General features: G+C 58.9%; 11 protein-coding genes. 6 read left to right on the top strand and 5 right to left on the bottom strand.

The window, feature by feature from the left end:
* The first annotated feature begins 121 nt into the window (after window positions 1-121).
* Window positions 122-466 carry a hypothetical protein gene (locus AC1965_RS08595; protein WP_483886861.1) on the top strand — a complete coding sequence of 115 codons (345 nt, stop codon included), beginning with the start codon at window positions 122-124 and terminating at the stop codon, window positions 464-466.
* Window positions 467-591: 125 nt separating this feature from the next.
* Here the strand turns inward: AC1965_RS08595 and gyrA are convergent, their stop codons facing one another.
* The gene (gene gyrA / locus AC1965_RS08590; protein WP_483886860.1) at window positions 592-3,345 is read right to left on the bottom strand and encodes a DNA gyrase subunit A; all 2,754 of its coding nucleotides are present in this window, start codon (window positions 3,343-3,345) and stop codon (window positions 592-594) included.
* A gap of 189 nt (window positions 3,346-3,534) precedes the next feature.
* Here gyrA and AC1965_RS08585 point away from each other — a divergent pair, with 189 nt between their 5' ends.
* Window positions 3,535-3,804: an usg protein gene (locus tag AC1965_RS08585; RefSeq protein WP_483886859.1), complete on the top strand. Its 270-nt coding sequence runs from the start codon at window positions 3,535-3,537 to the stop codon at window positions 3,802-3,804.
* A 97-nt stretch (window positions 3,805-3,901) separates the two neighbouring features.
* Here AC1965_RS08585 and AC1965_RS08580 read toward each other — a convergent pair whose 3' ends face one another.
* On the bottom strand, window positions 3,902-4,849 hold the full coding sequence (locus AC1965_RS08580; RefSeq protein ID WP_483886858.1) for a radical SAM protein: 948 nt from the start codon (window positions 4,847-4,849) through the stop codon (window positions 3,902-3,904).
* Window positions 4,850-5,010: 161 nt separating this feature from the next.
* On the opposite strand from AC1965_RS08580, the gene zwf reads away from it, so the two are divergent.
* The 3 genes from zwf to pgi are packed head-to-tail and all read left to right on the top strand — an operon-like array spanning window position 5,011 to window position 8,731.
* Window positions 5,011-6,474: a glucose-6-phosphate dehydrogenase gene (gene zwf, locus AC1965_RS08575; RefSeq protein WP_483886857.1), complete on the top strand. Its 1,464-nt coding sequence runs from the start codon at window positions 5,011-5,013 to the stop codon at window positions 6,472-6,474.
* Window positions 6,471-7,142 (top strand): 6-phosphogluconolactonase, encoded by a 672-nt coding sequence (gene pgl / locus AC1965_RS08570; protein ID WP_483886856.1) that lies wholly within the window; start codon window positions 6,471-6,473, stop codon window positions 7,140-7,142. Before zwf ends, pgl begins: the two co-directional genes overlap by 4 nt.
* The gene (gene pgi, locus AC1965_RS08565; protein WP_483886855.1) at window positions 7,139-8,731 is read left to right on the top strand and encodes a glucose-6-phosphate isomerase; all 1,593 of its coding nucleotides are present in this window, start codon (window positions 7,139-7,141) and stop codon (window positions 8,729-8,731) included. Before pgl ends, pgi begins: the two co-directional genes overlap by 4 nt.
* 94 nt (window positions 8,732-8,825) lie before the next feature.
* On the opposite strand, the gene AC1965_RS08560 is transcribed toward pgi, so the two are convergent.
* Both AC1965_RS08560 and AC1965_RS08555 read right to left on the bottom strand, forming a co-directional pair.
* The gene (locus AC1965_RS08560; RefSeq protein ID WP_483886854.1) at window positions 8,826-10,082 is read right to left on the bottom strand and encodes a cation:proton antiporter; all 1,257 of its coding nucleotides are present in this window, start codon (window positions 10,080-10,082) and stop codon (window positions 8,826-8,828) included.
* A gap of 44 nt (window positions 10,083-10,126) precedes the next feature.
* Window positions 10,127-10,606, bottom strand: a complete 480-nt coding sequence (locus AC1965_RS08555) for an acyl-CoA thioesterase (RefSeq protein ID WP_483886853.1) — start codon at window positions 10,604-10,606, stop codon at window positions 10,127-10,129.
* Window positions 10,607-10,711: 105 nt separating this feature from the next.
* Between AC1965_RS08555 and AC1965_RS08550 the strand changes: the two genes are divergently transcribed.
* Complete coding sequence (locus tag AC1965_RS08550) at window positions 10,712-12,331, top strand: long-chain-fatty-acid--CoA ligase (protein WP_483886852.1); 1,620 nt, start codon at window positions 10,712-10,714, stop codon at window positions 12,329-12,331.
* 295 nt (window positions 12,332-12,626) lie between these two features.
* On the opposite strand, the gene AC1965_RS08545 is transcribed toward AC1965_RS08550, so the two are convergent.
* Window positions 12,627-13,481 carry a TIGR01459 family HAD-type hydrolase gene (locus AC1965_RS08545; RefSeq protein WP_483886851.1) on the bottom strand — a complete coding sequence of 285 codons (855 nt, stop codon included), beginning with the start codon at window positions 13,479-13,481 and terminating at the stop codon, window positions 12,627-12,629.
* Window positions 13,482-13,877 lie beyond the last annotated feature (396 nt).

Here is a 13,877-nt window from a genome sequence, read left to right as displayed (position 1 = left end):
TAGTTGGACAGAGATAGGCCATGCTTTGCCTATCCATAAATTCTCGCCTGCGTGGGTCGCTATGGTATGCGACTGTGGTACATGATCCACGCACTGCCCATAATTCAGGAGTTAACCTACGATGAACAAACTGGCATCAGTCACCGCCGCCGCCGCCGTCATGCTTGCAGGCGCCGCGACTGCACAAACCACAACACAGGCCGGAGTTCTTGGTAACTCGGGCGACGCGGTGTATTCGCTGCAGGTTCAGGGCGCCAACGGCGTTGTGTATAACTGTAAGCCCGAACTGGTACAGATTAACGGCCTGACAGCACGTCGCTGCATTGATCCTAATGCTGGCGGTCTGACCAACGCGGGCGCGGGTCTGGGCAATGGCGCAATCATCGGTGCCGCCGCTCTGGTCATCGTTGCAATTGCAGCCGGTTCCGACGGCACGTCGACCACCACATCGACTCCGGATTCCTAAACCTACCATCGTTCGCGGCTACTGCTGCGAACGATACCAAACACAAAAAGAAACCGGGCCTGAATGATCAGGCCCGGTTTTTTTACGTCTCGTTGCCCCGCCCGCAAACGGGCAGGGCGAAGGCATCACGCCTCTGGCAAGTCTTCGGCGTCGTCGCCCTGATCTGCAATCCACGCCACGCTCACAACAATTTCGCCGCGTCCCGTGTCAAACACCTTGACCCCGCCGGCAGAACGCGAGCGGAATGAAATCCCCTCGACAGGCACCCGGATGGATTGGCCCTTGGACGTCGCCAGCATGATCTGATCGTCAAGCTCGACCGGGAAGGAGGCCACGATCTCGCCACCGCGCATCGCCTTGTCCATCGCGGTCACGCCCATGCCGCCACGCCCACGCACCGGGTAATCATGGCTGCTGCTCAGCTTGCCCGCACCTTTGGCGGTGATGGTCAGCAGCAGATTTTCCGCCGCCGACATCTCGGCATAGCGTTCCTGCGAAATGGTGGCATTGGCGTTGGCTTCTTCGTCGTCGGTTGCGGCGCCTTCGGCGTCATCCGCCAAACCGGCCATCGCGCGGCGCATCTTGAGATAGGCCTGCCGTTCGTCCGATGTTGCATCAAAGTGGCGAATGATCGACATCGACACGACCTTGTCATCGCCGTTCAGACGGATACCGCGCACCCCGACAGATGCGCGGCTGTTGAACACCCGCACATCGGTCGCCGGAAACCGGATCGCCCGACCCGAATTGGTGACCAGCATCACATCGTCATCATGGCTGGCAATGCGCGCATTGATCAGCGTCGTATTTGCATGATCATCCTCGAATTTCATCGCGATCTTGCCATTTCGCATGACGTTGGTGAAATCCGACAGTTTGTTGCGCCGCACGGTGCCGGCCGAGGTGGCAAAGACCACCTGCAAATCGTCCCATTCGGCCTCGTCGCGGTCTACTGGCATGATGGCAGCAATCGACACACCCACCGGGATCGGCAGGATGTTCACAATCGCCTTACCCTTGGATGTGCGCCCGCCTTGGGGCAAACGCCATGTTTTCAGCTTGTAAACCATGCCGTCGGTGGTGAAAAACAACAGCTGCGTGTGGGTGTTGGCCACGAAAAGGGTCGTGACGACATCCTCTTCCTTGGTTTGCATCCCCGAAACGCCCTTGCCTCCGCGACGTTGGCTGCGGAAATCGACCAGCGGCGTGCGCTTGATGTAGCCGCCCGAGGTCACGGTCACGACCATGTCTTCGCGCGCAATCAGGTCTTCATCGTCCATGTCGCCAGACCAGTCGACGATCTCGGTACGGCGGGGCACGGCAAACTGGTCGCGTACCTCTTTCAACTCGTCCGAGATAATCGACATGATGCGTTCGCGGCTACCAAGAATATCAAGGTATTCCTTGATCTTGGCGGCCAGTTCTTCCAACTCGTCCGTCACTTCCTTGACGCCGATCTGGGTCAGACGCTGCAACCGCAGTTCCAGAATCGCACGCGCCTGCACCTCAGAAAGGTTATAGGTGCCATCATCATTGGCGGTGTGGGTCGGATCGTCGATCAGCGCGATATAGGGCAGAATTTCCGCCGCGGGCCAGCGCCGTGTCATCAGCTTTTCGCGCGCCTCGGCGGCATCGGCGGACGACCGGATCGTCGCCACGACCTCGTCGATATTGGTAACCGCAACGGCCAGACCGCACAGGATGTGGCTGCGTTCGCGCGCCTTGCGCAACAGATAGGCCGTACGGCGCGCCACGACATCCTCGCGGAAGTCGATAAAGGCAGTAAGGAAACCGCGCAGCGTCAGTGTTTCGGGCCGGCCACCGTTCAGCGCCAGCATGTTGCAGCCGAAATAGGTCTGCATCTGGGTAAAGCGGAACAGCTGGTTCATCACCACTTCAGCGGTGGCATCGCGTTTCAACTCAATCACCACGCGCACGCCATTGCGGTCGCTTTCGTCCTGCACGTGGGCAATGCCGTCGATCTTTTTCTCGCGGACCTGTTCCGCAATCTTTTCGATCATGCTGGCCTTGTTCACCTGATAAGGAATTTCGTCGATGACGATCGCCCAGCGGTCCTTGCGAATTTCCTCTACCCGCGTCTTGGCGCGGATGATGACACTGCCGCGTCCTTCCAGATAGGCTTTGCGTGCGCCAGTCCGGCCCAGCATGATGCCACCGGTGGGGAAATCGGGGCCGGGGATATAGTCGATCAGTTGTTCCGACGTCAGATCAGGTTCTTCGATCAGTGCCTGACAGGCGTCAATCACTTCGCCCAGATTGTGCGGCGGAATATTGGTCGCCATGCCGACGGCAATACCGCCCGCACCATTGACCAACATGTTGGGAAAACGGGCAGGCAGAACCGCAGGTTCGCGTTCCTTGCCGTCATAGTTGTCCATGAAATCAACGGTCTCTTTGTCGAGATCGCTGGTCATGAAAGACGTGACCTTGTCGAGCCGCGATTCCGTATAACGCATTGCCGCAGCGCTATCGCCGTCCATCGAGCCAAAGTTGCCCTGACCGTCGATCAGAGGCAGCGACATCGAGAAATCCTGCGCCATCCGCACCAGCGCATCGTAGATCGCGCTGTCGCCGTGCGGGTGGTACGAACCCATCACATCACCCACAGACTTCGCCGATTTACGATAGGTCTTGTCGTGGGTGATACCCTTTTCATACATCGAATAGATGATCCGCCGGTGCACGGGTTTCAGCCCGTCGCGCAGATCAGGGATCGCCCGGCTGACGATGACCGACATGGCGTAATCCAGATAGGATGTGCGCATCTCATGTTCGATGGTCACCGATGGCCCGTCGTATACGGGCCGCTGCGGCGTGTTTTCTTCTTCGTTTTCAGGGGTTTCCGGCGTATCGTTCACGTGTTCTGCCCAGCTTTTCTTGGTTCTATATCTTGGGGTTTTCTATAGCAGAATGGGCATATCAGGTGCAATGCCTGTGGCCAAAACGCACTGGCAGCACTCGGGTGAAAGTGCCAACATACTGTTTTCATTGAAAAGTAAATATTGCCTGCCAAGCTGCTTGTACAGAGGCAGAAAAGGAGGCGCAACATGCCCCGTAGTGAAACAGAACTGATGCTCAAGGGATATGGGCTGACAACGGCGGAGTTCTTCTACCGGATGCCCGACTATACCCATGTGCTGAACAGCTATATCTGGCAAGATTACGACATCGCACCGGATCATCCCCGCTTGTTCAAATTTGTCGAGTTTTGGCAAACTGAGATCGAAGGCCCGCTGCATTCGGTCCGCTTTACCCACCGCAAGATGATCGGGCCCGGTGAATGGCAAAATCAGGTGGGGGAGTTTACCCTGCACTAAATTGGTCTGATGGGCAGGCTTTCGTCCGGTTCTGGGTCGGCGTATGCACGCGCGGTGTACATCCGGTGTACACGCGGTGCATCACCGTTTCAGTGCCTCAGGCGGAACAGCTCGCCCCGCCCAGCACACAGAATTTCGCACAATGCGGATGGTTCAGCGCCACATCGCGCTCGGCTTCTTCCAATGTCGTGCCCAATTCAAATTCCGCATCATAGGGCAGCAGGGTACAGGCCAGAACCGCAGGCTTTTTCGCCCCTTTACGTTTGACCACCATACGCGACGACGCACACATGACAGCATCAGGCGATATGTTCAGGATACCCCAGCAATCGGTTGTAATTTCAGGCACTTCTATATTTTCGTCCATCTCGGGAAACAGCACGGTCTGACCGGGATCATAGGCATCAATATCAAACCCGTGTTCCGCATAAAACGCCGCATAGCCCGCGCGGCTGTCGGCATCGCTGTCGCCAAACACGGACCGCCCCGCCACAGCCATCGAAAATCCATGATCGCGCAGCCATTCCATACCAATAAGCGTCTTGTCAAACGCCCCATCGCCACGTTCCGCATCGTGCAGGTCGCGTCGGTAATGATCGACCGATATCCGCAAGCTCAGCATGCCAGGATAGCTGTCTTTCAGGCGTAACAGACCGTTTTGCATAGATTTTCGCATCATCGGGCGCATGGCATTTGTCAGGATCAGCACTGCGTATCCACGCGCCAGCGCCGCCTCGGCCATGTCGACCATCTGCGGATTCATGAACGGTTCGCCCCCGGTAAAGGCAATCTCGCGCACTGGCCAATTGCGCGCCTCGATCTGATCAAGGTAATCGCGCACCTCGTCGGCGGTGATGTACACCAGCGCATCATTGCTGGGGCTGGACGCGATATAGCAATTCACACATTCGATATTGCACAAGGTACCGGTATTAAACCATAAAGTCTGAGGATCGCGCAACGCAACGCTGGCGCGACGCGCGCCTTTGGCGGTCACCTGCGGGTCTTCAAACTTGCCATTGTTCGCCTGCGCGAGATCTTTCATTGCGGTTCCTTGCACGATTGCCTTTGGTCGTGGCTGTAAACTATTGTCTGGCTATGAAAAGTCCAAGCACAGGTATGCACAGTCTTGTGAAGCAGGGAAATGTGGCTATGTTTGCGCTAACAGTGTCAAGAAGTCTGATCCAGACACACAAAGGATAGCATATGGTCTCGCGCGTTATTCCCGTCGACACATTCGATCTGGTGATCTTTGGCGGCACCGGCGATCTGGCCCGGCGCAAGATTCTGCCGGGGCTGTACCGCCGTTTTTGTGCCGGCCAGATGCCATCTGACGCCCGTATCATCGGCGCGGCACGCTCCGAGATGGACGATAAGGGCTACCGCGAGATGGTCGCCGACGCGATTGAGGAGTTCGGCGGCACCGACGACCGGGACCATCTGGATGCCTTCCTCAAACAGCTTGATTACATCGCCATTGACGCGCGGGGCGATACCGGCTGGGCAGATTTGCAGGCCAAGATGGCCGGCAAGGGCAGGATCGAAGCCTATTATTTCTCGGTCTCGCCCTCGCTCTTTGGCGATCTGGCCGAGCGTTTGCAGCAGTGGGGCATGGCCGATGAGGACAGCCGCATCGTGGTCGAAAAACCCTTTGGTCGCGACCTTGAAACAGCCCGTGCGCTGAACGCGACGCTTGCGACTTATTTCAAGGAAGCACAAATCTACCGGATCGACCATTACCTCGGCAAGGAAACGGTGCAAAACCTGATGGCCGTGCGCTTTGGCAACATGCTGTTTGAGCCGCTGTGGAACGCGCAATACGTTGATCATATCCAGATCACTGTGGCCGAAACCGTGGGCGTTGGGGGCAGGGGCGATTACTACGATAAATCGGGCGCCATGCGTGATATGGTGCAGAACCACCTGATGCAGCTTTTGTGTCTGATCGCGATGGAGCCGCCCGCGCGCTTTGATCCCGACGCGGTGCGCGATGAAAAACTCAAGGTCATCCGCGCGCTCGACCCCGTCTTGCCGCATCACATTACCCGCGGCCAATATCAGGCCGAACCGTGCAACGAGGCCGACATGCCCGGCTACCGCACCGCCGTGGACGATCCACGCTCGCGCACCGAAAGCTTTGTCGCGCTCAAGACCCATATCAGCAATTGGCGGTGGGCCGGCACGCCGTTCTATCTGCGCACCGGCAAGCGGATGGCGGCGCGGTCGAGCGAAATCACCGTGGTGTTCAAGGACACGCCACATTCGATCTTTGGCGACGACGCGGGCCGCCATCGCAATGTGCTGTCGATCCGCCTGCAACCCAATGAGGGCATCACATTGGGCGTGACAATCAAGGAACCGGGGCCGGGCGGTATGCGTCTCGTCGATGTGCCGCTCGACATGACATTTGCCGATGCGCTGGGGCCGGAAGGGGCCGATCAGGTTGACGCCTATGAGCGGTTGATCATGGACGTGATCCGCGGCAACCAGACCCTGTTCATGCGCGGCGACGAGGTCGAAGCGGCCTGGGCCTGGACCGATCCGATCATTCAGGGCTGGGAGGCGCGCAACGACGTGCCTAAACCCTACGACAGCGGCTCCGAAGGGCCGACAGATTCCACCGAACTGATGCGGCGCGATGGCCGAGAGTGGCGAAAGGTTACCCCATGAACATCGTCGAATATGCTGACCGTGAAATGCTGTGCATGAATGTCGCCAATATACTGGCAGGCAAGTTGAAATCAGCCATGTCAGGCAATGACGCGGTGACCTTTGCCGTGCCGGGCGGCACCACGCCTGGCCCGATCTTTGAAATGCTCAGCGCCACGGCGATGGACTGGCACAAGGTGAATGTCCTGCTGACCGACGAACGCTGGGTGTCCGAGGACGACCACCGCTCAAATGCGCGTCTGGTGCGCCAGCATCTGCTGACAGATCACGCGGCCGCCGCCCGGTTCATCCCGTACTTCCGCGAGGGGTTGTCGGTGGGCGAGGGTGCCGAACAGGTCGCACCCGGTCTGGCCGAGGCGTTGCCGATCTCTGTGCTGCTGCTGGGCATGGGCGACGACATGCACACGGCCTCGATGTTTCCTGGTGATGCGGGGCTCGCCGCCGCCCTTGCGCCAGATGCACCGCTGCTCTGCCCGGTTTACCCGGCGGGCCAACCCACGCCGCGCGTCACCCTGCCTGCGCATGTGCTGAATGGGGCGATGAACAAACATCTTGTCATCTTTGGCGATCAAAAGCGCGCAGCAATTGAACGCGCCGCCAGCCTGTCCCCCGACGAGGCACCAATCGCCGCGGTTCTCAACGATTTGGAAGTATTTTGGGCCGCATGATGAATATCTGGACCATCCTGCAAGACCAACACTTGGCCGTGGCCGACCGCGCGTTGCTGTCACTGTTCGACGGCACCGACCGCGCTGATGCTTTTTCGATCCAGATCGAAAACATGCGGTTTGACTATGCCAAGACAAACATTGACGCAAACACGCGTGACACCCTGATTGCGCTGGCAACTGCCCAAGACGTGACGGCGCGGCGGGACGCGATGTTTGCAGGCGAAAAAATCAACCAGACTGAAGGGCGCGCGGTGCTGCACACTGCGCTGCGCAACCTTGATGGTGGGCCAGTGCTGGTCGACGGCGCCGATGTAATGCCAGTTGTCCACGCAGCACTTGACCGGATGCGCGCCTTTGCCGAGCGTATCCGCGCCAGTGCCATTACGGATGTGGTGAACATCGGCATCGGCGGCTCCGACCTCGGCCCGGCGATGGCGGTTCGGGCGCTGTCGCCCTACCACGATGGACCGCGCTGCCATTTTGTCTCGAACGTAGATGGCGCGCATATTGCCGATACGCTGCGTGGGTTGGACGCTAAGACGACGCTGGTCATCGTCGCGTCCAAGACCTTTACCACGGTCGAGACCATGACCAACGCCCGCACGGCGCGCGCCTGGATGCTCGACCACGGCGGTGACCCGAAAACGCAGTTTGCGGCGCTCAGTACTGCCGAGGACAAGACTGCCGATTTTGGCATCGACGCGACGCAGGTCTTTGGCTTTGAAGATTGGGTCGGCGGTCGGTATTCCGTCTGGGGACCCATCGGTCTGTCGCTGATGATCGCCATTGGACCCAAGGGGTTTGATGCCTTTCTGCGCGGGGGTCAGGCGATGGACCGTCATTTTCAGGCCGCCGCGCTGCATGAAAACCTGCCCGTCATGCTGGCGCTGGTCGGCATCTGGCACAACCAGATCTGCGGTTATGCCACGCGCGCCGTCCTGCCCTATGACCAACGCCTCGCGCTGCTGCCCGACTACCTGCAACAGCTGGAAATGGAATCCAACGGCAAGGGCGTGTGCATGGATGGCAGCGCCAGCCCGCGCCACACGGGCCCGGTGGTCTGGGGTGCCGCAGGCACCAACGGCCAGCACGCCTTCTATCAGTTGATCCACCAAGGCACCCGCGTCATTCCCTGCGAATTCCTGCTGGCCGCCAAGGGCCACGAGGATGAACTTGCGCACCACCACCAACTGCTGATCGCCAATTGCCTCGCCCAGTCCGAAGCCCTGATGCGGGGCCGCTCGCTTGACGAGGCGCGCAAGATCATGGCCGCCAAGGGCCTCACCGGGGCCGAGCTTGACCGTCAGGCCCGCCACCGCGTTTTCCCCGGCAACCGCCCCTCGACGACGCTGCTTTATCCGCAGCTTGATCCCTTCACACTGGGCCAGATAATTGCGCTTTATGAACACCGCGTCTTTGTCGAAGGGGTGATCCTGGACATAAACTCGTTTGATCAGTGGGGCGTCGAACTGGGCAAGGAACTGGCCACATCACTGCACCCCGTGGTCGATGGCAGCGCGCCCCCGGATGGCAAGGACGGTTCAACCGCCGCGATGATCAACTACGTCCACACCCATCAAGGCTAGACACTCTTAGCTTTCTTTTTGGTCCTAATATTCCTCAGGGGGGAGTTTGAGGGGGGCGGAACGCACCCCTCAATCCGACGCCCGAAACAGGCGATCACCTTAAGTCAGGCGCGCGCCCCAGCCGATTGGCCAGGCGCCCCACGGTCAACCCCTGCACGATGATCGAAAACACCACCACGATGTAGGTACATGTCAGGATCAGCGGCTTCCACTCGCCCTCGGGCAGCGACAACGCCAAAGCCACCGAAATCCCACCCTTCAGTCCGCCCCAGGTCATGATCGGCGTCACCCCCGCGCTGAAACTGCGAAATGGCTTCAACAGACCGATCGGCACTGCCACCGCCGCCAGCCGCGCCAGCAGCGCCAGTGCGATTGTGGCAATCCCCGTCAGGATCATGTCTTGGGAAAAGGCGATGGCAAAGACCTCGAACCCGATCAGCAGGAACAAAACCGCGTTCAGGATTTCATCGATCAGCTTCCAGAACGCCTCGACGTAGCGGCGGGTGACCTCGGACATGCCGCGCGCCGCACCGACGTCGCCGATCAAAAGCCCCGCACAGACAGCCATAATTGGCGCCGATACGTGCAGCGCCACCGCCAACTCATATCCGCCAAACGCCAGGCCCAGCGTCAAGAGCACCTCCAGCGAATAATCGTCGATCAACCGCATCACGCGGAACGTCAGCCAGCCCAGCGTCACCCCCAGAGCAGCGCCCCCCAGCGCTTCTTGCACAAACAGCAGCGCCGCACCGATCAGCGGGCTTTCGGCCGGGCCATGATCGCCGGTGGCACCAAATGCCAGCCCGACAAGCACCAAAAACACCACATAGCCAACACCGTCGTTAAACAGGCTCTCGCCCGCGATCTTGGTCTCCAGCGCTTTGGGCAGGTCGGCTTCGCGCAGCACACCCAGCACCGCCACCGGATCGGTCGGCGAAATCAGTGCGCCAAAAACCAGCGCCAGCATGATCGGCATGCCCGTCAGCCAGGAAAAGCCAAATCCGACGATCACCGTCGACAGCGCAATGCCCAGTGTCGCCATCAGGAAGACGGTCACCCATTCCTCGCGCAGGTCGCTCAGCTTGACATGCAGCGCGCCGGCAAACAGCAGCAGCCCCAACATCCCCTCCAGCAGCGCCTCGGAAAAGTCGATGCTGGTCACGATAGCGCGCACCGTGTCGGCGATCAGCAACTGCGGCCAGATCAGATCGACCCCCAGCAGGGCAAAAGACGCCAGCAGCGCCACGACCAGGATACCGATGGCCGAGGGCAGTTTCAGAAACAGGTAATTGATCGCGCCAAAGGCACCGGCCATAACGATCAAAAGCGAAGTAATCTGAAGAAAATTCATCTGTCGTCCTTTGCAATGACCGGGCAGGGGCCGCGGGCGTTGGCTCAGCCTTCGGGCTTGGCCCCGTCAATCGTGTCGAACCGTGCCCGCACCGCCGCAGGGATCGCGCTGCGGGCTGCGCCATCGGGGGTTAGCAGGACGATGACACAGTCAAAGGTCGCCCGCAAACCGCCACCCGACCACAATTGCTGGCGCAGCGTGAATGACGTGTTGCGATAGGCAAGACAGCCGCAGGTCACCACGTAATCTTCGTCCATCAGCATTTCTTGCCGGTAATGGATCTGCCCAGATCGGATCACGATACGCGGGTCGGTCGCGGCGTCGTAGCCCGACAGCCCCCAATCCTGCACGTAACGCACGCGCAGCCGTTCGAACCATTCCATATAGACGGCATTGTTGACGTGGCGCAGCGCGTCCAGTTCGGAAAACCGTACCCGGTCGCCCATGGCAAGCGGCTGTGGCGGCGAAATGCCCAAGACCTGTTGCGCGCCGACATCAAGCGGGGTGTGATAAATCATGGTCATGGCGTCTGTTAGTTCCCGCGCGTGAGGCTTGCAAGTGTAACGCACATTGACCAGTCTGATGCAGATCCAATTAACAAATTCGACGTAACAAAAGGATACCTGCGTATGCTTGGCCAGATGATGACGAAACCGCTGCTGATTTCCAGTCTGATCACCCACGCACAACGGTATCATCCGGATGGGCAGATATTTTCGGTATCCACCGATGGCACGGTAGAAGAGGTCACCTGGGGCCAGGTCGCCGCCAATGCCCGGCGGCTGGGCTCGGCGCTGACGGCGCTTGGTCTGTCGGCCCAAGCCCGCTGCGGCACCATCGCCTGGAACAACCGGCGGCACCTTGAAATTTACTTTGGCACGTCGGGGGCCGGGTTTGTCTGTCACACCATCAATCCGCGGCTCTTTCCCGAGCAACTTGTCTATATCCTGAACCACGCCGCCGACGAGGTGCTTTTTATTGATAAGACATTTGTGCCGCTGGTGGCCGCCATCCGCGACAAGCTGGAGCATCTCAAGCACATTGTTCTGATGTCCGGCACAGACAAGCAAGCAGCGGAAACGCTACCCGGTTTGATGTTCTACGATGATCTGCTTGCCACAGGATCGGCGGATTTCGCCTGGCCAGAACTGGATGAACAAACTGCGTCAAGTCTTTGTTATACATCGGGAACTACGGGAAATCCCAAAGGCGTTCTCTATTCTCATCGGTCGACCGTCCTGCATTCATTCGGCATCAATATGGCCGACAGCATCGCCATTTCAGCCAAGGATGTGGTGCTGTCTGTCGTCCCGATGTTCCACGTCAACGCCTGGGGCTGCCCCTATGCCAGCGCCATGGTCGGCGCGCGGATGGTGCTGCCGGGGCCGAACCTTGACGGCGCATCGCTGGTCGGGCTGATCGACCGCTGCAAGGTGACTTTGGCACTCGGTGTGCCGACCATCTGGCTGGGGTTGCTGGGGGCTGCAAAACAGGCCGGCAGCACGCTCGCCAGCCTAAGGCGGACCGTGGTCGGCGGCTCTGCCTGCCCGCCATCGATGATCACCGCGTTTCGGGAAACTTACGGCGTCGAAACCATCCACGCGTGGGGGATGACGGAAATGTCGCCAGTGGGTACCGTCAACAAACCACTGGCAAAACACACCGATCTGCCGTCAGGCGCGCAGCACAAGCTACGCGAAAATCAGGGGCGTCCGGTATTTGGGGTCGAACTGGAAATCTGGGACGAAAACCGCCAGCCGTTGCCCCATGATGGCAAGAGCCAGGGCGATCTGGTCACACGTGGGCATTGGATATTGGACGCCTACTTCCGTTCTGACCGCGCGGCAACGCTGACCGATGGCTGGTTCGACACCGGCGATATCGCCACGATGGACGCCGACGGTTATGTCACCATCCGTGACCGTTCCAAGGACATCATCAAATCAGGGGGGGAATGGATCAGCTCGGTCGAGCTCGAAAATATCGCCATTGCGCATCCCTTGCTGTCAGACGCCGCCGTCATCGGCGCGAAACATCCAAAATGGGATGAGCGCCCGGTGCTGGTTGCGGTCCGGGCCGACGGGGCCAATCCTACCGAACAGGAGATACTAACAATCTTCGACGGCAAGATCGCGACATGGCAGGTGCCCGACAAGGTCGTGTTCACAGACGTGCTGCCGCGCAACGCCACGGGCAAGGTGCTAAAGCGCAACTTGCGGGACCAGTATGGTGACGTTCTACTGCGCTGATCTGATGGGCTGGAACGGGTAACGGGAATCGAACTCGCAACTAAAGCTTCGGAAGAAATGCGCAGCGTCAGGCAACTAAGGGTATTTGTTCGAAGTCGGGGAGATTTTCTGGGAGAGCAGGGCGGGGGCGGCGACCTTCGCCGCAATTTGCTCCGAGGTCCGCTACGCCGAACAAGGAGCGAATTCGCTACGGTTGCGCCAATGACGGGTTTCGGGACATTGCGACCGTATACAGCAAAGTGAATCCGTTTGTGCCGAAGGTTAGCAGGCTGATCTGCTATTCTATCTTCTTCGTTCAGGTCCAGCGCAATTGATCACAGATCCCGGCAAGTTTGACCTTGGGACACTGGCGCCTGATCATGCCGTAAGCACGCCCTAAGTCCTCGGGGGTTCGCAGGACACCCACTTCTTTAGAATGAACGCCATCCGTGACAAAGTAAGCGTCAAAACCATTCTGAGCAGCACCCTTGATATCTGTCAGCAAGCCATCACCCACAACAAGTATTCGACTTTTTGACATCTTTTCCCCTGCAGCGATCGTAATTTGCGTCATGGCCGCGTCGTAGATTGAGGCCTCTGGCTTGCCCGCGTAGATCACCTTGCCACCGAGGTGGGCATACAACTGCGCAATTGAGCCCGCACAGAGCACCGTGCGGTCGCCGCTTTTCACGACCAGATCAGGGTTGGCGCAGATCATGTCGACCAGGTTGTCACGCATTTCAAGCAATGCAGGCTGATATATTTCAGCGCTTTCGATCCCATCATCCAATGGGCCGGTTAACAGACAGATTTTAGCGTCCCTACTGCCAACCATCGCGTGGGTCAGACCATCCAAGATCGACTGATCCCGCGGCGGACCGAAATGAAACAGGGCCGTGTCGGGCTGCTCTTGCAGCAAGCGGTTCGCCGCATCGCCTGAAGTGACGACAGCATCGAATGCCGCGTGCGGCACCCCCAAACGCGCCAATTGCGGATAGATGACTTGGTTGGATCGCGGCGCGTTGGTGATCAGAATGACGACCCCGCCTTGTGCGCGATATTTGCACAGGGCATCAACGGCGTCCGGGAAGGCGGCAATGCCGTTGTGCAGGACGCCCCAGATATCGCAGAGCAAGCCGTCATAGTGTGGTGCAAGGTCACTGAGTGACATGAGTTTGACCATAAGACCTGTGGCCTATGCATATGCGACCGCGCAGTCAACTGCGGCAGAGGTCCCTTGCTATTTGTGTATTTGCTGGATAGTGATGCATCTTCGCGGTAAAAATGCCTGCGGAGAACTCAAGACAAGGCAACCTGCAGCGACATGCCTTGTCCGCCTATCACGACACTTGAATATTATTCTTTTTGCGGCTCACGGGCGCTGGATTTCGGTGCGCACGAACCGCCTGAAGCACACTTCGTGTGGTGTTACGCTATTTTCAGTTCTGCCCGCGTTCAATTTTCGGACGACATGTGAACGGCAACTTTTCGAGCCGTTTTCTCGAAATCGATTTGTGCCCTCTCGATGTTCATACGCGCCCCTCGCGTGTGAAGATATCATGGGCGT

Source organism: Sulfitobacter sp. KMM 9851, assembly GCF_057178245.1.
Note: the sequence above shows the minus strand (reverse complement) of the source record. Positions and strands in the feature narration are given on the sequence as shown.